The sequence below is a fragment of the Borrelia miyamotoi genome (genome assembly GCF_019668505.1).
GTDB lineage: Bacteria > Spirochaetota > Spirochaetia > Borreliales > Borreliaceae > Borrelia > Borrelia miyamotoi.
In genome coordinates, this window is record NZ_AP024371.1 from 15,380 (window position 1) to 36,044 (window position 20,665).

21 protein-coding genes are annotated in these 20,665 nt (G+C 28.3%); 5 read left to right on the forward strand and 16 right to left on the reverse strand.

Annotation, left to right across the window (positions count from 1 at the left end; all coding sequences use genetic code 11):
* Positions 1–123: 123 nt before the first annotated feature.
* Positions 124–1,089, forward strand: a complete 966-nt coding sequence (locus tag K5Q05_RS00080) for a YitT family protein (protein ID WP_025444084.1) — start codon at positions 124–126, stop codon at positions 1,087–1,089.
* Here the strand turns inward: K5Q05_RS00080 and K5Q05_RS00085 are convergent.
* From K5Q05_RS00085 to K5Q05_RS00125, 9 genes are all read right to left on the reverse strand, one after another.
* A complete protein-coding gene (locus K5Q05_RS00085; RefSeq protein ID WP_025444083.1) occupies positions 1,086–2,066 on the reverse strand; it encodes an RluA family pseudouridine synthase in 981 nt (326 codons plus the stop codon). The two genes, K5Q05_RS00080 and K5Q05_RS00085, sit on opposite strands and share 4 nt — an antisense overlap.
* A complete protein-coding gene (locus tag K5Q05_RS00090; RefSeq protein WP_025444082.1) occupies positions 2,067–2,537 on the reverse strand; it encodes a hypothetical protein in 471 nt (156 codons plus the stop codon).
* 7 nt (positions 2,538–2,544) lie between these two features.
* Positions 2,545–4,209 (reverse strand): diphosphate--fructose-6-phosphate 1-phosphotransferase, encoded by a 1,665-nt coding sequence (locus K5Q05_RS00095; protein WP_025444081.1) that lies wholly within the window; start codon positions 4,207–4,209, stop codon positions 2,545–2,547.
* A gap of 72 nt (positions 4,210–4,281) precedes the next feature.
* Entirely contained in the window at positions 4,282–5,319 is a 1,038-nt protein-coding gene (gene queA, locus K5Q05_RS00100) for a tRNA preQ1(34) S-adenosylmethionine ribosyltransferase-isomerase QueA (RefSeq protein WP_025444080.1), read from the reverse strand.
* Positions 5,294–6,346, reverse strand: a complete 1,053-nt coding sequence (gene ruvB / locus K5Q05_RS00105; RefSeq protein ID WP_025444079.1) for a Holliday junction branch migration DNA helicase RuvB — start codon at positions 6,344–6,346, stop codon at positions 5,294–5,296. Before ruvB ends, queA begins: the two co-directional genes overlap by 26 nt.
* Before the next feature lie 45 nt (positions 6,347–6,391).
* Complete coding sequence (ruvA, locus tag K5Q05_RS00110; RefSeq protein WP_025444078.1) at positions 6,392–6,982, reverse strand: Holliday junction branch migration protein RuvA; 591 nt, start codon at positions 6,980–6,982, stop codon at positions 6,392–6,394.
* Positions 6,983–7,138: 156 nt separating this feature from the next.
* Positions 7,139–7,618, reverse strand: a complete 480-nt coding sequence (gene ruvC / locus K5Q05_RS00115) for a crossover junction endodeoxyribonuclease RuvC (protein ID WP_084821503.1) — start codon at positions 7,616–7,618, stop codon at positions 7,139–7,141.
* 41 nt (positions 7,619–7,659) lie between these two features.
* On the reverse strand, positions 7,660–8,382 hold the full coding sequence (locus tag K5Q05_RS00120; RefSeq protein ID WP_044003479.1) for a YebC/PmpR family DNA-binding transcriptional regulator: 723 nt from the start codon (positions 8,380–8,382) through the stop codon (positions 7,660–7,662).
* A gap of 1 nt (position 8,383) precedes the next feature.
* A complete protein-coding gene (locus K5Q05_RS00125; RefSeq protein WP_025444076.1) occupies positions 8,384–9,289 on the reverse strand; it encodes a bifunctional 5,10-methylenetetrahydrofolate dehydrogenase/5,10-methenyltetrahydrofolate cyclohydrolase in 906 nt (301 codons plus the stop codon).
* A gap of 161 nt (positions 9,290–9,450) precedes the next feature.
* On the opposite strand from K5Q05_RS00125, the gene K5Q05_RS00130 reads away from it, so the two are divergent.
* The gene (locus K5Q05_RS00130; protein ID WP_025444075.1) at positions 9,451–10,086 is read left to right on the forward strand and encodes a BB0027 family outer member beta-barrel protein; all 636 of its coding nucleotides are present in this window, start codon (positions 9,451–9,453) and stop codon (positions 10,084–10,086) included.
* A 6-nt stretch (positions 10,087–10,092) separates the two neighbouring features.
* A complete protein-coding gene (bamB, locus tag K5Q05_RS00135; RefSeq protein WP_084821504.1) occupies positions 10,093–11,124 on the forward strand; it encodes an outer membrane protein assembly factor BamB in 1,032 nt (343 codons plus the stop codon).
* Here bamB and K5Q05_RS00140 read toward each other — a convergent pair.
* Genes K5Q05_RS00140 through lepB (K5Q05_RS00150) form a run of 3 tightly spaced genes read right to left on the reverse strand, consistent with a single transcriptional unit; the run spans position 11,110 to position 13,149 of the window.
* Positions 11,110–11,541 carry a DUF188 domain-containing protein gene (locus tag K5Q05_RS00140; protein ID WP_025444073.1) on the reverse strand — a complete coding sequence of 144 codons (432 nt, stop codon included), beginning with the start codon at positions 11,539–11,541 and terminating at the stop codon, positions 11,110–11,112. The genes bamB and K5Q05_RS00140 overlap by 15 nt on opposite strands.
* Positions 11,531–12,166 carry a signal peptidase I gene (lepB, locus tag K5Q05_RS00145; RefSeq protein WP_025444072.1) on the reverse strand — a complete coding sequence of 212 codons (636 nt, stop codon included), beginning with the start codon at positions 12,164–12,166 and terminating at the stop codon, positions 11,531–11,533. Before lepB (K5Q05_RS00145) ends, K5Q05_RS00140 begins: the two co-directional genes overlap by 11 nt.
* A gap of 2 nt (positions 12,167–12,168) precedes the next feature.
* Positions 12,169–13,149 (reverse strand): signal peptidase I, encoded by a 981-nt coding sequence (lepB, locus tag K5Q05_RS00150; RefSeq protein ID WP_025444071.1) that lies wholly within the window; start codon positions 13,147–13,149, stop codon positions 12,169–12,171.
* A 233-nt stretch (positions 13,150–13,382) separates the two neighbouring features.
* Here lepB (K5Q05_RS00150) and K5Q05_RS00155 point away from each other — a divergent pair, with 233 nt between their 5' ends.
* Together K5Q05_RS00155 and smpB are read left to right on the forward strand one after the other, a co-directional pair.
* Complete coding sequence (locus K5Q05_RS00155) at positions 13,383–14,855, forward strand: SUMF1/EgtB/PvdO family nonheme iron enzyme (protein ID WP_099497123.1); 1,473 nt, start codon at positions 13,383–13,385, stop codon at positions 14,853–14,855.
* A 2-nt stretch (positions 14,856–14,857) separates the two neighbouring features.
* The gene (smpB, locus tag K5Q05_RS00160) at positions 14,858–15,307 is read left to right on the forward strand and encodes an SsrA-binding protein SmpB (RefSeq protein WP_420043026.1); all 450 of its coding nucleotides are present in this window, start codon (positions 14,858–14,860) and stop codon (positions 15,305–15,307) included.
* Positions 15,308–15,499: 192 nt separating this feature from the next.
* On the opposite strand, the gene K5Q05_RS00165 is transcribed toward smpB, so the two are convergent.
* The 4 genes from K5Q05_RS00165 to K5Q05_RS00180 all read right to left on the reverse strand — a co-directional run bounded on the left by K5Q05_RS00165 (position 15,500) and on the right by K5Q05_RS00180 (position 20,664).
* Positions 15,500–16,066, reverse strand: coding sequence for a P13 family porin (locus tag K5Q05_RS00165; RefSeq protein WP_025444069.1), 567 nt, complete (start codon positions 16,064–16,066; stop codon positions 15,500–15,502).
* Between the two features lie 155 nt (positions 16,067–16,221).
* A complete protein-coding gene (locus tag K5Q05_RS00170; protein WP_099497122.1) occupies positions 16,222–18,108 on the reverse strand; it encodes a DNA topoisomerase IV subunit A in 1,887 nt (628 codons plus the stop codon).
* Positions 18,108–19,904: a DNA topoisomerase IV subunit B gene (locus K5Q05_RS00175; protein WP_025444067.1), complete on the reverse strand. Its 1,797-nt coding sequence runs from the start codon at positions 19,902–19,904 to the stop codon at positions 18,108–18,110. The genes K5Q05_RS00170 and K5Q05_RS00175 overlap by 1 nt, the downstream gene beginning before the upstream one ends.
* Entirely contained in the window at positions 19,891–20,664 is a 774-nt protein-coding gene (locus tag K5Q05_RS00180) for a lysophospholipid acyltransferase family protein (protein ID WP_025444066.1), read from the reverse strand. The genes K5Q05_RS00175 and K5Q05_RS00180 overlap by 14 nt, the downstream gene beginning before the upstream one ends.
* Position 20,665: the final 1 nt, after the last annotated feature.

Consider the following 20,665-nt stretch of genomic DNA (forward strand, 5'->3'; position numbering starts at 1 on the left):
TTTATAAAAGATAATATCAAAAAAAAAGAAATAATTGCAATAAAATTGAATTGTTTTTTAGTAAAATTAATATAAAATTCAAATGATCAATAATCATATACTAAAGAATAAATAAACTAAAACATGAAGAAAAAAAGAAATAAACTAATTAGAATAAAACAAAAGATTAAATTTATCATACTAAAAATATTGCGGAAACAGCTAAAGAATATCTTCAAAGATCCAAAACTAATACTACTTAGCACATTGCAAATAACAACTGGTTCATTACTAATGGCAATATCTACAAATATTTTATATATACCACATGAACTTTTAAGTGGAGGAATTGCTGGAATTGCACTCATACTGCACTATCTTTTAAATTTTAACTTGGGACTTACAATGTTCATGTTAAATATTCCATTATTCATTATTGGCATCAAGTTCTTAAATATAACATTTGTAATTCAAAGCTGGATCGCAATGGCTTTATATTCCTTAATGGTCAACTATTCACAATTTTTGCAATACAAAATACAAATAAACGACATGATACTTGTATCAATTTTAGCAGGTATCATATCAGGACTTGGACTTGGGCTAATATTTAGAGCAAAAGGATCTTCAGGAGGTATAGATATCATCTCAATGATAATTAAAGAAAAATATTCAATTAGCATTGGAACTACAAATTTCCTCTTTAACCTTGCAGTATTACTAATTGCAGTAGCTTTTTTCAATATTGAAATTGCTCTTTATACTTTAATTGCTTCTTTTGTAACATCTATAATGACAGATAAGACAAGTACAGGATTTGGTAATCAAAAAGCAATACTTATTGTCTCAGATAAAGGAAAGGAAATATCTTATCTAATTACCAATAAATTAAAATTAGCAGCCACATTACTTGATGGAAAAGGTGCCTGGGCTGGAAACGATAAAACTATAGTTTTCATAGTCGTTCCAACAATACGCACCTCTAGAATTAAATATATTTCCCAAAAAATTGATCCTAATTGCTTCATTGCAGTACTCAACACAAACGAAATAACTGGTGGCAAAAAAATTATTGAATCAATTACAAATAAACAAGATATTGAAACTTAAAACCTCTCTAAAAACATAATAAAATTACTAATAAGTAAATTTAATTCTTCCTTACCATAAAAGATCGATAAGAAATCAATAAATCTTTGTGGAACCCCTGAAATAAACTTTTTTAAAGAACCTTCTTTAATATTAATTTCAAGTTTGAAAGCATGAAGCATCAAAGACATTTCTTTAAATCCCTTATCCAATTTACTGTAAACACTATCCCCTAATATTGGATGATTTAAATACTTCATATGCACTCTCAATTGATGTGTACGCCCAGTTTGAGGCCTTAAAGCCACCAAAGAATAATTTTTCATATTAACAAAGACCTTGTACTCAGTTAATGCCTTTTTACCCCTATTTTTATGCACACTAAACTTTTTTCTATCAGATCTATCTCTATCTATAAAAGTCTCAATAATACCAGAACCAATTTTAAAATTGCCTTTAACAACTGCAATATAAACTTTCTTGACAACTCTTTCCTTAAACTGTCTAGACAAAAAATTTAAAGTTATCAAATTTTTAGCACAAATCATTACACCAGATGTTTCCTTATCCAAACGATGTACAATTCCAGGTCTAATTTTATCTTCATGAAAACTATCTTTCAAGTCCGATATATGATACAAAAGAAAATTTACAACAGTATTTTCTAAATTAGATATACCAGGATGACTTAAAATACCTTGAGGTTTATCTACAACAATGAGATTTATATCTTCGTAAAGAATGCTAATAGGCAAATTTAAAGGTCTTACATACTCACTTAAATTAACTTCTTCATCAAATTCTATTAATATTTTATCGTCCACAAAAACGGGTTTTGACAACTTTATTGAAACAAAAACACCATTATTACTTTTAAAAGCTTTTACTTCTCTTTTCTTAATTTGGCTTCTAGTAAAGAAGCACAGATTTTCAGACAAATAAACATCTAATCTTTGAGAGTTTTCTTTTACAATAAACTCTTTCTTAAACCTTTTCATCTAATAATAAATCAAAGTATCAATTAAGGCAATTATTAAAGATATTGCCAATCCAATTGATGTAGAAATCACAAATCTATTAAAATTTTCATTTTTTGGAACCATAAAATTATTTGAGAAAGGAGAAAAAAAATCAAAGCAAAACAAACTTATAAAAAAAACTATAGGAAAAGTACCAACATTGATTGCCGAAAATCTAAATACTTTCCTACCCCAATTGGAACCAATAGTCTTTTCTATATTTAAATCCTCATTTTCCTGAATTCTTTTATAAAGAAAATCATCATCAAACTGAAACTTTATAAAAACTTTATTACCAAAATAAGCATAATTTTCGCTGAAAGAAACTTTATCTCGCAAAGAAAATTTTTGACCTAAATTCAAATGTTTAAAATCAAATCCAGAATAATACAAATAATGTGAATAAAGAATAAAAACGTTAAAAAACAAGAGCAAAAATCTAATTACCATTAATACTTTAGCTTTCCAATTCTAATTTCAACGTCAAAGTTATCTCATCAACAAGCTCAGAAATACCAAAATACTGAATAGGTCCTGGAGAAACATATAAATTATTTAATGCCCATTCTTCACGGTTTTTCACAAACTCATTAAAAGGTGCTCCATTTAAATTAACAAGAGCCTTCTTAATAACAGGCTTGGAAACACCATATCTCTCTTCTATATTCATCATCATTGTCAAAGGCACTCCACCTGCAAGCCACTCAGTAACATTTTTATTTAAGTTCTTAATACTAGACATATAACCTGTTAAGCCATTTAAAACAAGCATTGCAGCATTATATCCCAAGCTATAACAATAATCACTATCAAAATTTGAAGGAGCAACACTTCTACCCTCATAACCAAAAAAATGATCAATAGGAACAAATTTACCTCTATACTCACCAAGTTTTCTTAACTTTTCTAATCTAACATTAACCATTTCCATAAATAGCTTCTCAGTAGGCACCCTTGACACATTAAAATTACCATGAGGATCTCTTTCTAATACAGAATTTACAAGCTCAATTTGAATAAACAAAGGCAAAGACCCATAAACTTCTCTCATATATCCATTAAGTTTAGAGATAAAAATTTTTCTTATATCCTCAACTTCTAATCCCTTAAATTTACCTTCATTATTATCAAATATAGTACACAACTCAATCATCAAAGATTTAACTTCGGGAATAAATTCAATAACACCCTCAGGAACTATAATAATACCAAAATCATATCCTTTCAAAGAACGCTTCACCACAACAGAAGTTATGTCGCTAACAAGTTCTGATAAAGTTTTATTTTTTTCTAAAACTTCCTCAGATATAATGCAAACATTAGGATGTGTTTTTAAAGCACACTCAAGAGCAACATGAGATGCACTTCTTCCCATAAGCTTAACAAAATGCCAATATTTTCTAGTTGACATAGCATCACGACATAAATTACCTATCAATTCAGAATAAGTTTTAGTAGCAGAATCAAATCCAAATGAAATCTGAATATGCTCATTTCTCAAATCAGCATCAATTGTCTTTGGAACACCAATAACTTGAATATCATAATGCTTTTTCTTAAAAAACTCTGCCAATAAAGCTGCATTAGTATTTGAATCATCTCCACCAATAACAATAATAGCATTAAGATTATTTTTAAGCGCAACTGACAAGGCTTGCTCATACTGAGCATCAGTCTCCATTTTAGTTCGACCAGAAGATACAATGTCAAAACCACCAGTATTCCTGTATAAATTTATTAAATCTTGCGTAATTTCAATTTTTTTATCCTCTAATAATCCTGAAGGCCCGCCTTTAAATCCAAAAATTTTTGAATTTGAATTAGACTTTTTTATCGCATCAAAAATACCAGCAACAACATTATGTCCTCCAGGAGCAGGTCCACCTGAGAGAATTATTCCAACATTCAAAACCTTTGTAAAATCCACATTTGAAGAACCTTGAATAAAATTCACAACTGGAATTCCATAAGTATTTTTAAAAATTTCTCTTAAAGCATCTCTGTCCTTAAGAGCTTCCGTTTTTTCACCAAAAACAACACTAATATTTTGAAAATCACATTCCAAAATTCTAGGCAATTTTGGAATATATTTATATCTCTCTTTTTGAAAAACTGAAGTCATATACCTTCTCCTTTCAAGATTTATCTAAATTATTATTACTAACTAAATATTAAAATAATTAATCACCAATATCTATATATGATTCAAAAATAAAGTAGCATCACCATAAGAAAAAAACTTATAATCCATTTTTATAGCTTCTTTGTAAGCATTAAATACAAAATCCTTGCCACCAAATGAAGAAACTAACATCAACAGAGTTGATTCTGGAGTATGAAAATTTGTAAAAAGCATATCAACAAACTTAAATTCATATCCCTTCCCTGGATAAATAAAAAGATTGGTTTTTTGATCACCTCGAACAAACCCTTTTTGCTTGTCATAAGAAGATTCTAATGCTCTAAGAGTAGTTGTTCCAACAGCTAAAATTTTCTTACCTAAAGCCTTTGCCTCCTCAAGTTTAACAGCTACAGAATCTTTTATTGAAAAAGTCTCAAAATGCATTTTATGTTCCTCTATAGTTTTTGTTCTTACAGGAAGAAAGGTACCAAGTCCAACATGAAGTGTAATAAAACAGTATTCAATATTATTTTCATACAACTTAAAAAACAACTCCTCACTAAAATGTAAGCCTGCTGTAGCTGATGCTGATGAACCAACACATTTCGAATAAATCGTCTGATAACGCTCCTCATCTTCTCTATCATAACTTCTCTTAATATAAGGTGGCAAAGGCATAAGTCCATACCGTTCAAAATAAGACTCATCCACACACCTATTAAACTTAAGTATAAATTCATTATCTGATCTTGAAATTATTTGGCCTAATAAATCTGTAGGAAACTTATACACTTTACCAATATTCTGTCTCTTAGCCTTAGCAATTAAAGATGTAAATGTATCTTTTGTTAACCTGTCTAAAATCAAAAACTCAACACTACCCCCATGATCTGTACTGGCATATATTCTTGATTTTCTAACCCTTGAATCATTAAATACCAAAAAAACATTGCTATCAATATATTTAAAAATATCGCTTATTGAAGCATTATGATAAATCTTTCGATTACCAGAATCTAACACCATTAATCTTGATAAACCCCTCTTTTCACTAGGATACTGTGCTATTAAGTTATATGGTAGATCAAAATAAAACTCTTTGGTATCCATGTTGCTCACCATTTAAACTATCATTTTTCTTCAAATTTAGATGAAAATATGCAAAATCAGTAGCTTTACGCCCTCTACTAGTCCTCTCAATTAGACCCTTTAAAATAAGATAAGGTTCATAAAAATCCTCAAGTGAATCTGCTGTTTCACCAACAGAAATTGCTAAAGTTTCAACACCAACAGGTCCACCCTTAAACTTCAGTATTAAACTCCTTAAAATATTTCTATCTTGTTCATCAAGACCTTCGTGATCAATTTTCAACATCTTAAGTCCAAAACTTACAGTGCCCTCTGTTATAAAATTGTAACCACCAACTTGAGCAAAATCCCTCATCCGTCTCAAAAGCCTATTTGCAATACGAGGAGTGCCTCTTGAACTTTTTGCAAGAAGCCTGGCAGCTTTATCTTCTAAATTAACATTTAAAATAACAGAATTTCTTTTGATTATTCCCACAAGTTCATCTTCATTATAAAGCTCAAATCTAGATACAATCCCAAATCTCGCATAAAGTGGTGTAGCAACTTTCCCAGGTTTTGTAGTAGCACCAATTAAAGTAAACTGAGGAATTGGCATTCTTACAGTCCTTGCAGCAGGACCTTGCCCAATTATCCAATCTATCTTATAATCTTCCATCGCAATATAAAGCATCTCTTCTACAACAGGTTTAAGCCTATGTATTTCATCAACAAACAGAATACTTTTATCATCAAGAGTTGTTAGAATACCAACAATATCCTTTGGTTTATCAAGAGCTGGAGCTGAAGTTACCTTAATTGTAGCATTCATTTCAAAAGCAATAATACTAGCAAGAGTAGTTTTTCCAAGCCCTGGAGGCCCACTTAAAAAAATATGATCAAGTGCTTCATTTCTTTCCCTAGATGCCCTTATAAAAACATTTAAGTTTTCCTTAATATGAGATTGTCCTACAAACTCTCCAAGAGATTTTGGTCTAAGTTCATTTTCATTACTATCATACAGGAAGTCTTTATCAGAACTTAAAAACTTAGTTCTCTCTCCAAAATCCATTTAATCTCCCTATTATTACTAAACATTAGATTAAATATCTAAAATTTAACCTGAAAGTCTTCTTAAAATTTCTCTGAATAAAAATTGTTCTTGGTCAACTTCACTCAACATCAAAAATTCATTAGCAGCTAAAATCTCTTTAATCTTAGCTATAACTAGCTTTCTATCAAAACCCATATTAACAATTGACTGCTCAAGATCTTTAAATTTCAAAACATCCTCACTCAACTCTTCAGATTTAACAAGTTTTCCTCTAAGTTTTAAAAATATTTTGCCCGCCATTTTATTTCCAATGCCTTTGACCTTAGAAATAAGCTTAACATCTTCCCTCTCAACAGCACTTATAAATTCACTGTATTTTATTTCAGACAATATCCTTAAAGCCGCCCTTGGACCTATTCCATCAACACTAATAAGTTTCTTAAAAACTTCTCTCTCTGATAAATTCAAAAAACCAAAAAGTTTAATTTCATCCTCTCGCAAATAAAGATAAGTTAACATTTCAACATTTTCTAGCAACTCTAATTTTGCCATATAAAAAGAACTAACTAAAACCTCAAATTCAAAGGAAAGTATTACAACAACAACACTAAATTCTTTTTTCGCTACAATTTTACCATAAATTTTATTGATCATAAAATTAAATTATAATACATAAAAACTTTAAGTTTATTCTATTTTTACCAATAGCATAAATTATTAAGATATTTTTAGCAGACATCACTACTTAATGAATCTGTTTAATCTTATTTTCCTACCATGATGACTTTGGAAACAAAACCTACACATACACTATTCTCGATGATTGCCATGACAAATTGCAAGCGCTAGTGCATCACTACTATGATCACTATTAAAAATAAAATTAGGGTTCATTCCAAGTAAAATACGCATAACATATTTCACTTGTACCTTTTTAAGCCTACCAAATCCAGAAATTGAATTCTTGACTTGTATTGGAGTATATTCATAAAAATCTACATTTTGCAAAGCAAGAGTTAAAATAATAGCTCCTCGAGCTTCAGCTACCCTTATTGCGGTCTTTTTATTTTTAGCAAAATAAATATCTTCAATACTTGCAACATTGGGCTTAAATTTATCAATAATAAGAACTAGATCATCAAAAATTAACTTTAACCTATCTTTCAAAGATATACAAGAATCAGTTACAATAGTTCCATCTTGAACATACATATATCGGCTACCCTTTTTGTCTAAAATTCCCCATCCAACATTTGCAAGACCAGGATCAATACCCAATATTCTCATCATGATCAAATTTCAGAAAAAATCTAATAGCAAAACTAATAGACCTAATCAATAATTTCTAAATTATGCACAATTTCTTGAATATCATCAAAATCTTCCAATTTTTCAATAAGAGCAAGAATTTTATCCATCTGTTCTTTATTTAAAGAAATCTTATTTTCAGGAATAAGAGCAATCTCTGCAATATCTTCTTCAAATTTAGTTTTTAAAACGGATAAAATAGATTCAAAACTTTCAACACTTGTTATTACCTCTACCTGAGAACCTTCACTACAAACATCCTCTGCACCCGCCTCTAATGCAAGCTCCATTATTATATCTTCGGAATATCTATCTAAACTATAAAGAATTAATCCCTTTTTGTGAAACATATAAGACACAGAACCGGGAGCTCCAAGAGAACCACCACCCTTTGCAAGAACGCTTCTTATATCGCTTGCTGTTCTATTTTTATTATCAGTTAAACAGTTAATTATTAAAGCCACCCCATGAGGAGCATAAGCCTCATAAGTAAGCTCAAAATATTCAGAGCCTGTATTATCTCCAATACCCTTTTTTATTGCTTTCTCAATATTATCTTTGGGCATATTAGAAACTCTCGCTTTGTTAACCGCAAGGCGCAATCTAGCATTAGAGTCAATATCACCCCCGCCCATCTTGGCAGCAACACTTATCTCACGAATTAACTTAGTAAAAATCTTATTTTTCCTAGCATCAAGAGCACCTTTCTTCCTCTTTATAGTTGACCATTTACTATGACCAGACATGCTAAACCTCCACCAATTTTTCTAATTTTTCTAAAACATCAAATTTATGATGCCTAATTAAATGTGCTTTAATTGTATTAAACATCAACATAAGAACTGTCACAGGACCAATGCCACCTATTACAGGGGTAATAAACTTAACATTGTCTTTAATTGATTCAAAATCAACATCTCCTACAAGAACAGTCTCACCATTAATTTCTACCCTAGAAATACCAATATCAATAACATATTGATGCCCAGATATCATATTAGCACGTATCAAGTTAGGCTTCCCAACAGCAGAAATAATAATATCTGCTTGCCTAACATAGGCACCTAAATTAACACTTTTACTATGACAAGTAATCACAGTTGCATTATAAGGCTTACAAGAAAGCAAGATAGAAATAGGTCTCCCAACAAGAGAACTTCTTCCAACCAAAACAACAGTTTTACCAGAGACTTCTATTTGCCTGTCAAATAAAACTTTCAAAACAGCAAGGGCTGTACAAGGAATAAATCCTCTCTTATCACCTAAAATCAACTTACCCAAATTAATAGCAGAAAGTCCATCTACATCTTTTGTATTTAATATGCTATTTAAAACCACATTTACATTCATTTCAGCAGCAATAGGCAACTGAACAATAATGCCATCAGTAAATTCATTCACATTTTCAGCTTCAATCAATTTTAAAATATCATCTTGTCCTAAATTTTCAGCTAACCTAATAACATTAAAATGAATACCAATTTCTTTCGATACCCTTTCCTTAACAGAAACATAAAGTTTACTTGCAGGACTATTATTAGCCAAAATCACCTTTAAAGAAATTTTACCGACTAAATCATGACAGATTAAAAAATTTTTTAACAATAAATAGTACTGATTTGCAAAAAATTTACCATCAAAAACATTACTCAACTAAAAATTCCCTCACTCCAAACTCAGCTCAAATATCATACATTATACTATACTTATACTGTAAGCATAAAGAAGATAAATTAACATAAAATTAATTGTAATAAAACTTGTTTTCAAATATAATAACTTTTAAACAAAGAGTTTTTGAAATATGGAGAATGATGAAAAAAAATCTTTTAGTCGGATTTGCTTTACTGCTATTTTTATGCATCAATGTAAAAAGAACTGAAGCATATTCAATTGATAAAAAAGGAAATTCTATTATGGGCGCAGATTTAAGTTTAGGAATTCCCCTTTTTTACAATGGTCTATCAAAAATCTTTTCTTCAAATCTATATCCTGGAGGAATTGGATCACTTAAATACCAATATCATATCTTAAGCAGTTTAGCTATAGGTCTTGAGCTCAGATACTTATTTAATTTTGATATCAATCATTCATTTAGCTTGTTAAATCCTGACTCTAGCATAGGTAAAACACTCAGTACAGTGCCTATCACATTCTTAATAAGCTATATCTTCAATATAGGCGAGCTCTTTCAGATACCCATATTTTCAAATATAGGATTTTCTTTAAGTTCTTATGGAGATAAAAGTGATAGTATCTCAAATTTAAGAACTTTTGATGCAATGCCTGTAATATCTATTGGTTCCGGAATCCTATGGAATTTTAATCATAAATGGGCTTTAGGAATGACATCTACATGGTGGACAATGTTTGAATTTGGAAATTCAGCTAAAATGGGACATTTTTTAATAATATCACTCTCAATAATAGTGAATATAAGCAAATTGTAGGTTATGATGAACAAAAAAGATTTTAAAAAATTCATGGTAATAATATTAACACTTTTCATTCTATCATGTTCAAGTGAATCTATCTTTTCCCAACTGAGCAAGTTGCAAAAAATAAACAACAACAATAATATCCTAGACAGTGCAAGCCCAAGTGGCATCTCATTAGTCAATAATATTCTTTATATTGCAGCAATGCATTTATTTAAAAAAGAAAATGGAAACGTTGAAAAAGTAAATTTTAGTAATTCTTATGAGTTTGTAATTGACCTAGTCAATATATCAGGGGAAACATATTTACTAGTTCAAAACAAAAATGGACAACTAGAACTATATACTCTCAAGAACAATAATTGGACAATTAAATTCAAAAAAAATCTCATTGCAATTAAATTTTTAAAATCTATAACCACAAGTGGCATTACTTCAGCCTATATCTTAGCATTAGAAGAAAATGGAAAACAAATCATTCTAGATTTAAATGGAAATAATCAAACCCCTAGAGGTATAACTAATGATGATAAATTCTATCAAATCTCAAATGAGAATAAATTAATTACAGGTAGATCTTCAAAAATTTGGCAACTAAATGGGGGAGGAATTATAAAGGTTAACTCAACAAATGAAATAATGGCAATAATAGAAACAAGTATACGTGGCTCTAAAGAAACTCTAGTAATCACTGGAAGAGAGTATGATGCATCAGACAATCAATTTAAAATATACTCAAGCACAAATAATTATCAAACTCCAATATTCAATTACGAAGGAATAGGAGAATTTATTGCATATTTCGCAAGAGAAGTTGATGGCATAATACTTATCGGAAGTAATAGTGGATTTGTAGAGCTCATTAAAAATAAAAATACCTTTATTTTGCAACCACCTTCACAATCTGTATTTTCAGGCTCTTATAATGGTTCACAATTAAGTACAACAAAACTTAATGATATTATACCTATATCAAATAAAGTAATTTACATACTAACTCAAGGAAAAGGATTATGGAAAATTGAAAACAAAAAACTAACTAAAGAATAGACGATGAAAATTAATTGCAAAATTTGAATATCGAACTTTATTAGATCTTGCACTAAAACATTTTCTAACCTTAATACCTAAACTAATATTTAGTTTAGATCTAAAGTATAAGTAGTTTATGTTATTTATATCAAAAATCTGACCCTCATCATTCATAACTCTAATTTGCAAATCTAATAATTCCTTAACAAGTAATATATCCCTGGTAACCACCATACTATTTCTATCAACGAATTCCAAAATAAAAGAATCAACATTGTCTACAACCTTAACAATAGTACTTTTTGTCATATCTAAATTTAGATATCGATTCGCAACCAAAATAAGATCCACTCCTCTAAGTAATACAAAATTTTGTAAAAATTTTATTACCCGAAAATTACAAGAATCAGCATCAACAAAAATCTTATTTAACAATTTTATTGTCCATTATCTTTAACATTAATAAAGATAAAATATGAGATTTTTTAATAGGCCCAAATACTCTAGAATCATTTAAAATTTTTAAATTATCATTTAATAGAAAAAATTCATTTTTCTTTAAGGCAAAACACTTAATTACTTCATTAAAGCTAAAAAAATCATTTAATTTATAATCACCCATAAGATTACCATTCAAATAATAACAATTATTATCTCTTCGATAAACCAAAACATCAAAACCCTTAACATAAACTAAATCTCCCTGGATAGCCACTATCTTTGAAATTTTATAACTTTTCGTATTAAAAATTTTGTTTAAAAAAAATAAATCTCTGAAAAAATCTGAAACAAGATTTCTCCTTAAATTTAAATCTTCATAAAGTACAATATCATTCATTTTTAAAGGCACAACAAAAGATCTTATATGTTTTGAAACAAAAATTAAACTATTATTTTTTGTTATTAAAGGCAACATTTCATCACCCTGACAAGTAAAAATCTGTAAAACAAATTTTGTAAAAAAATAATTTAACACTAAAAACAATAGAATAAAATTAAAAAAACTTTGCCTCCTCTTCTTTTTTAAAAGTCTTTGCTCAAAAGTTAAATATGCTGCCATATTTAAATCAAACCTATTCTAGAAATAGGAAAATACATGAAAAGAGCTTTACCAAGAATTTTATTTTTATCTATGACTCCAAAAAATCTACCATCATAAGAATTATCTCTATTATCTCCAATAGGTAATACATATCCATAAGGCACATACATCCCATAATCTCTCATTATGGCCCTCTCCATGTAATAATCAACATATGGCATAAAAGTTACCAAATAACGATACTCTAATCTTTCAACTTCAAACCTATCAACTTCTCTAACATTAAAAAATGAAAAATCAGACATATTTTCTAGATTAACGCTTAATTGATTTAGTGCAATAAACATAGCAAGATTATCATAAACCTTATAATCTGCATCTTGTATATATTTCTTAATACTAAAATTATATCCTAATGAAGCTTTATAAGAATCTTCTTCTATAAAATCTTCTTCTCCTTCTTTCTTAACAAATACTTTACCATTCCGAAATCTTACAATCTTACCATCTGAAAATAACGCTCTTTTGACAAGAAATCTAACACTAGGATTCCCATTTTCATCTCTATCAAGATCAATAAAACTAAAAGTTAACATGTAAAGTAATCTATGTAAAATATCAAAAAAAAGTCCTTTTGACTTATATTCAACATTTTCAAAAATAACAATATCTGTTTCATCCGCATCTTTTAATCCTTTTATTTTCAACACTCCCGGCAAAAGCTCAGGCCCATAAGAAAACTTATCCACAAATAACAAATCTCCAATCTGAAGAGTATTCTCCATTGACCCCGATGGAATTCTATATGCTTGTAAAAAATATTGATTTATTCCAAAAACAAAAATCGCAGCACCCAAAAGCTCAAATAGAAAGTTCATCATAAAGCCTCGACTTTTGGTTTTCAATTTATAAAAATACTTCTTTCTTTTTCTATAAGTTAAATATTTCTCAATAATCTTCACTAAAAAGTCAGCAAACTTATCTAATTTTTCTAAATACATAAACTTATCCTCAAAATCAAATTATATCTAAAATCAAAAATTATTAACATCCTTATAATCACAAAGCCTTATTAAAAAGAACAAAATCCTAAAACAAAGATATACAAATTACACAAACTAATCTTTTACCATTATAAAAAACTCAACACAATTTCATTTGCATTTTTAATTAATAAAAACACAAACATATTCAATATTGAATTTCTTCTAATACTTTTTTATAATCACTATATATGCTTAAAGAGAATGGCATTCCTAATATTAAGGAAGAAGCACTTAAAGTAAAGTTAAAACCAATCTTAGGAATAACCCCAAAAGTTTATGTTTTTTTTATAATAATTATTCTACCATTAATATTACTGTTCAGTTTAATCATAAACAACAAGTTAAAAAATCCTGGGGCATATTTAAAAATAAACACTAACATAAATAATGCACATGTTTATCTAGACGAAAAATACATTGGAAGAACACCATTAAACAAATATACAAGTGCTACTAAAGGCACCTTAAAGATTCAAAGACTCGGATTTGAGACTTATGAAAAAAAAATTGAAATACAAAATAGCTTATTCACAAGCTATAAGTTTAATATTGATTTAGAACTAAAAGATCCCAATAAAATCATTACACAAAGACAAAAAGAACTCTCAGTTATGACAAAAATTAAAAATACTAATGAAAACATAAAATTAATTCCTGTATTCTCACTACTTTTAAATGATTTTAAAAATCATCCAGAAGAAATAAAAAAATTCTTTAAATCATCTATTCCATATTTAAATTCGAATGAAATATTTAAAGACTTTCTGAAAGTATACACAAACATCTACTTAATAAAAAATAATAACAATAAAGAAATATGGGAATCTTTACAACAAAACTTTAATCTAGAAAGCAGATCAATAATTTGGTTTTTTGAAAACTTGGATAAAGAACAACAAAAACAAATATCTAAAGAAACATGGTTTAAAGCATTAATAGAAAAATTAAAAAATGAGAATAAAACTTTAAAAGTTGAAAATAAAAGCATAAATTTGTATCTAAATAATTTCAAAAAGATACCGTCACAAAATATTGAAAGTGTTAAAAATTACAAGTTATACTCACAAAACCTTACACTCAAAACCACATATAATTTAAAAGAATTTTTAATCCAAAATAGAAATGTGACTAAAGCTGAATATCAAGATTTCTTAAATGAAAATCCAAAGTGGACACTAAACAATAAAGATAATCTAATAAAAGAAGAACTTGTAGATGAAAGTTATCTTAAAACCTTTAAACAAATGTCCTCAAATGAAGACATTACAAACATATCTTATCATGCAGCAATGGAATATGCTAAATGGTATTCTTCAAGTCTACCAAAAGGATTTAAAGCAAGACTTCCTATATCTCAAGAATGGGAACTATATCAAAGAGAAGTACCAAGGGCTATAAATAGTCTAAATGTCAATGAAATATCTAAGAAAGTTGGATTTTGGAATTTAATGCAAAACTCAAGTTTCAATGAAACTCTATTATTTCAAAGTGAAAATGACATATATTCTGCAAACTCAAACTTCAATTCGCTAATCACTGAAATTAGAACATATAACTATCATAACAATGCAATACTTAAACCTTCAATGAAAGCTTCATTTTTTAAGAATTGGAGTTATTCTCCAAATATTGGATTTAGACTTGTTATTGAGAAGGAATAGATGTGAGCATATTATTGCTTGAAAACAAAAAAGCAAGATTTAATTATTTTATTGAAGATAAAATAAACTGCGGAATTGTCTTAAAAGGAACTGAAGTTAAATCTATTAAATTAAAAAAATTTTCATTTAATGATAGTTTTGCCAGTATTAAAAGAGACGAAATGTGGCTTGAAAACTTACATATAGCAAAGTATAAAGAAGGTAATATCTTCAACCATGAAGAAACAAGACTCAGAAAACTTCTTATAACAAAAAAAGAAATACACAAGCTCAAAAGGTTTAAACAAAAGGAAGGATACACATTAGTTCCTATTTCAATTTATCTGAAAAATTCATTAATAAAAGTAGAACTTGGAATATGTAAAGGAAAAAAATTATTTGATAAACGAGAGGTGTTAAAACAAAAAAGCATAAAAAAAGATTTAGGCCGAGTAATTAAACAATATAGATAAATTCAATATAAAACATAAACTTTTAAAACAAGATAATAATTTCAAATAAAGCACCTAATGTAATTCGTTTAAACTATATCAGTATCATAAATATATTATTCTTAAAATAAATCATCACTAAAATTAATACTAAAAAAGTAGTTATAATAAACATTATAACTACTCAATTCTTACTTTTTTATAATCAAATAATCAATACTTCTTAACAAAAGCAAGCTCAAGTCCCAACAACCCACCAGTACTACCTTCATTGAAGTTTAAATCAAATGTAGGTTTAAATCCTCCTAACTCAATTCCTAAATCTTTTTGAAGCCTTTTATTAAAATTATACGCATATGTAAAAGGAAGTATAATGCCCACAATACGTGTTAAACCCATAGTAGCAGCCCCTATTGCTATTAAAGATACAGAAATCGTTCCCTTCTTTTGTCCTGGATCTGTTTTTTGTTGAGCTTCAGTCAGTGTATTAAACTGATGTCTAGAAAATAGACCATAAGTTAACAAACTTACACCCAAAGCATCAGTACCCATAAGCAATAGTCCACCAAGAACATCTCCTTGAGTAAAAGTTCCTATTCCAAATCCTATAGTAACATTTAATAAAGCAGGAATTAATGCAGTTTTTTTATTAGACTCATAAAATAAAAAGTTATCTATCCCAACACTACCACCACTCTCTGAAATCATATCACCATTACTTTGAGCAAAACTAACGAAAAAACAAAGAAGAAATAACATTAATATTAACATTCTTTTCATAAAATACCCCCATCATATAATTAAATATTAACTAAATTATTTAATATTTAATTTATATATAAATTAACTAAATTATTTAATAATTAAATTATATATAATTTAACTAAATTATTCAATTATATATAATTTAATTATTAAATAATTTAGTTATAACTTTACTTAAACTTAATTTTTTTAATACTACTGCTTGAAATTCTTCTGCCCACAGAAATTCGCGATTTAACCATAAAATCATTAATATTAATCACTTTAACAATATTTTTACTAGTAGAAAATTCTACAAATTCCGGATTTAAAGCAAAATCTACAAATTCATCCTCATCATTTAAAAATTTATAAACCTTATCCGTAACAAACTTATCTATCTTAAATCTCTTAAGATAATAAAAATTATCAACTTTATTAAGATAAATTACAGAAAATACTTGTTCTTTAGAATTATTTATATCATACACTAAAGCATCCAAATTATTCTTATCAATAAAGGTTTTATCTTCAATATTTTTTAACACATAAGAATTTTTTCTAAATATCAATAATTTATCATAGTGACTAGCATTACCAATAAACTCACCATCAATAATAAGACTGGTTCCAACAAAACCTGTATTTAAGTTCAAATAAACCTTCATATTCTTAGTAGCTATTTCTCTAACATTTTTTGACTTAATTAAAGATATTTCCGTTTTTCTAAGATAAATTTTAGAATATTTTGCAAGAAGCTTATCAATAAAATTTATTGCATAACCCTTAATTGAATTAATATTACTCTCTACATTTTTTAATTCTTTATTTAAAGTTCGAATGTCTTTATTATTTTTATCAATATCAAACATACTTATCTTCCTAATAGGAATTTTAAGTAAATTCTCAATATCACTCAAAACAATCTCTCTAGACAAATTATTCCTATACTTGAAAATTTCATTCAGTACAATATTAACAACATCAGACTCTTTAGAAATAGTCTCAAGGATTTTATAAATTTTCTTTTCAATAAATATTTGTTCCAAACTCTTATAAAATATCTTCTCAATAATTTTACTTCTCTCTAATTCAAGCTCCATCTTTAAAACTTTTTGCAAATGTTCAGCATGAAATTTGATGATGTCTGTAATAGTATAAATAACAGGATATCTATCACTTAGTAAAAGCAAATTAACAGAAATAGATACTTGACAATTTGTATAATGATATAATTTTTCAATCACTTCACTCGCATAAACCCCTCTTGGAAGAGTTAATTCAATCTCAACATTCTCAGTAGTAAAATCGTTAATGCTTGAAACTTTAATATAATTTTTACGAATAGCTTTCTCAATTGAAGCTATCAAACTCTCAGTAGTCTCTCCAAATGGTAATTCTTTTATTAAAATAGCCTTATTATCATCTGTAGACTCAATTTTCGCACGAACCAACACTTTTCCATTTCCATCAGCATATTCATTAACATCCACTATACCACCTGTTGGAAAATCAGGGTAAAGCTCATAAGGCTCGCCAAGCAACTCACTCTTAACAGCATTTAAAATTTCATTAAAGTTATGAGGAAGAATTTTAGCAGCCATTCCAACAGCAATTCCTTCACTTCCCTGAATAAGTATCACAGGAATTTTAGCAGGAAAAATTAAAGGTTCATCATTTCTACCATCATAAGAAGGTTCATAAGAGGTTATTTCTTTGCTATAAAGAACTTCAAATGCTAGCGGAGTTAATCGACATTCAATGTAACGTGAAGCAGAAGCAGGGTCACCTGTCAAAAGATTACCAAAATTTCCTTGCTTCTCAATAAATAAATCTTTATTTGCTATATTAACAAGCGCTTCATAAATTGAAGTATCCCCATGAGGATGATATTTCATTGTATTGCCAACAACATTTGCAACTTTATGAAAGTTACCATCATTCATCTCAAAAAGTGAATGTATAATTCGTCTCTGTACAGGCTTAAATCCATCAATAACACTGGCAATCGCACGATCTTTAATAACATAAGATGAATACTGTAAAAAATTATCCTTAAGTAATGTTTTAATATCCATTAAATCAAATTCTCCATAATAAAGTTTCGCCTATCAGGAGTATTAGGCCCCATATAAAACCCTAATTTTTCTTTTATTTCCTTGATATTAATAAGATCTACTTTTGTAAGCTTAATGCTAGAAACATCAATAAAACTCCTAAATTCACTTGGAGAAATTTCCCCAAGTCCTTTAAATCTTGTAACTTCAGGATTCTTAAGTTCAAGAATAGCTTTCTGTTTCTCTTCTTCAGTATAACAATAAATAGTAGAAATTTTATTTCTAACCCTAAAAAGTGGTGTTTCTAAAATATAGATATGTCCATTCAAAACCAAATCTTCAAAATAAGTCAAAAAAAACGTTAAAAGCAAATTTCTAATATGAAAACCATCAAAATCTGCATCTGTTGCAATTATAATCTTATTATATCTCAAATTTTCGATTGACTCCTCAATGCCAAGAGCCACCATCATATTGTAAAGTTCTTCATTTTTATATATCTCAGACTTATTCTTTTCAAACATGTTTTGAGGCTTACCACGAAGAGAAAATATAGCCTGTGTATATACATCTCTGCAAGATACCATTGAACCTGTTGCAGAATCTCCTTCTGTTAAGAAAATCATAGTCGAATTAGATTGCATACTCTTTTCATTAAAGTGAAACTTACAATCCTTAAGCTTAGGAATTTTAAAAGATATTTTCCTTGCTCTCTCTTTCGCCTCTTTTCGCACACTACTTAATTCTTTTCTAAGACGTTCATTCTCAACAACTTTGTTTTCAATTATCTTTGCAAGTGCCTTATCCTTATAAAGAATCTCTAAAATTATTCTTTGCACTTCTTTAGCAATATCACTTCTAATTTCAATATTACCAAGCTTATTCTTCGTCTGACTTTCAAACATTGGGTCTTTTATTTTCACTGAAAGAGTAGCAACAAGCCCTTCCCTAACATCAGTAGATGAGTATGTTTTTTTTAAAAAATCATTGATGGCCCTAGCAAAACCTTCTCTAAACCCTGTCTGATGGGTACCTCCATCACTAGTATACTGTCCATTCACAAATGAAAAATATGTCTCACCATAATTGTTTGTATGAGAAAAGGCAAATTCCAAAGTCCTACTAGAATAATAAACAAAATCATAAAGTAAATCCTCACACTTAATCTCAGCATTCATAAAATCTAGAAGCCCATTATTAGACTGAAAAATTTCATCATTATACTTGATTTTTAAACCTTTATTCAAACAAGCATAATGAAAAAATCTTCTCCTCAAAAAATCTTCACTGTATTTATATTTGCCAAAAATCTCCGTATCAGCTAAAAATTCAATATAAGTACCATCCTGCTCATCAGATTTACCCTCTGCCGTCTCAATTAAATTTCCTTTTGAAAAAATCGCCTCAAAAAACTTACCTCCTCTCATCGACCGTACTAAAAATTTTGAGCTTAAAGCATTAACAGCTTTAGTTCCAACTCCATTAAGTCCTACAGAAAACTGAAAAACATTATCATTATACTTAGCACCAGTATTAATAACAGAAACACTCTCCACAACTTTGCCAAGAGGAATCCCACGACCATAATCTCTTACACCAATGACATTATCTTCTTTTTTTATCAAGATCTCTTTACCATAACCCATAATAAATTCATCAATTGAATTATCGATAATCTCTTTTACTAAAATGTAAATACCATCATCAATATTAGAACCATCTCCCAATCTCCCAATATACATTCCAGATCGCAATCTAATATGTTCAAGAGAAGATAAGGTAATAATTTTACTCTCATCATAATTATTTGTTTTCATTCAAATTCCTATCAACATTATATTGAACTTTCATCTCTTCCAATTTTTTAACTATCCTATCTCTAACAATAACATGAAGATTCTCCTTTTCTTCATTTGTCAAACTAAAAATATCTATTGGAGAATGAATATGCACATATATGGATAATCCTGAATTCAATATCAAATTTTTAATAAAAAACTTATGTGTATTAAGCAAAGTAACAGGAATAATTGGAGAATTTGTCCTTAAAGCTAGATTAACAGAACCTCTTTTAAAATCTCTTGTTTTACCACCTCGATTTCTAGTCCCTTCAGGAAAAATTCCAATAGCCCACCCTTTCTTAATAACCTTAATTGCTCTCTTTTGAGCAATAGCAGAAGATTTTATACTATTCCTATTTACAAAAATAACTCCCATAGAAATTAACAGAAAATTAACTAAAGGAATTCTTAAAAGTGATGATTTAACAACTATTATAAAGGGTTTCATAAAAACACATATTAAAAAAAGCAGATCCATTGAAGCAATATGATTTGCCATAATGACTACACTACCCTCATAAAAAGAAAAATCATCATCCTTTGTAACAATAACTTTAATTCCAACAAACCACAAACCTATCCTAATAGCAAATCTAATTAATATAAAAACAAATTTTATAAAATAATTCTCAAATTTGAAAATCTTAAAAATTAAAAATACCGGAAATAAAATAGTCAAAGTAAAAATTACTAACAAAAAAATAATATAAGTAAAAATGCTTCTCAATATTTTCATA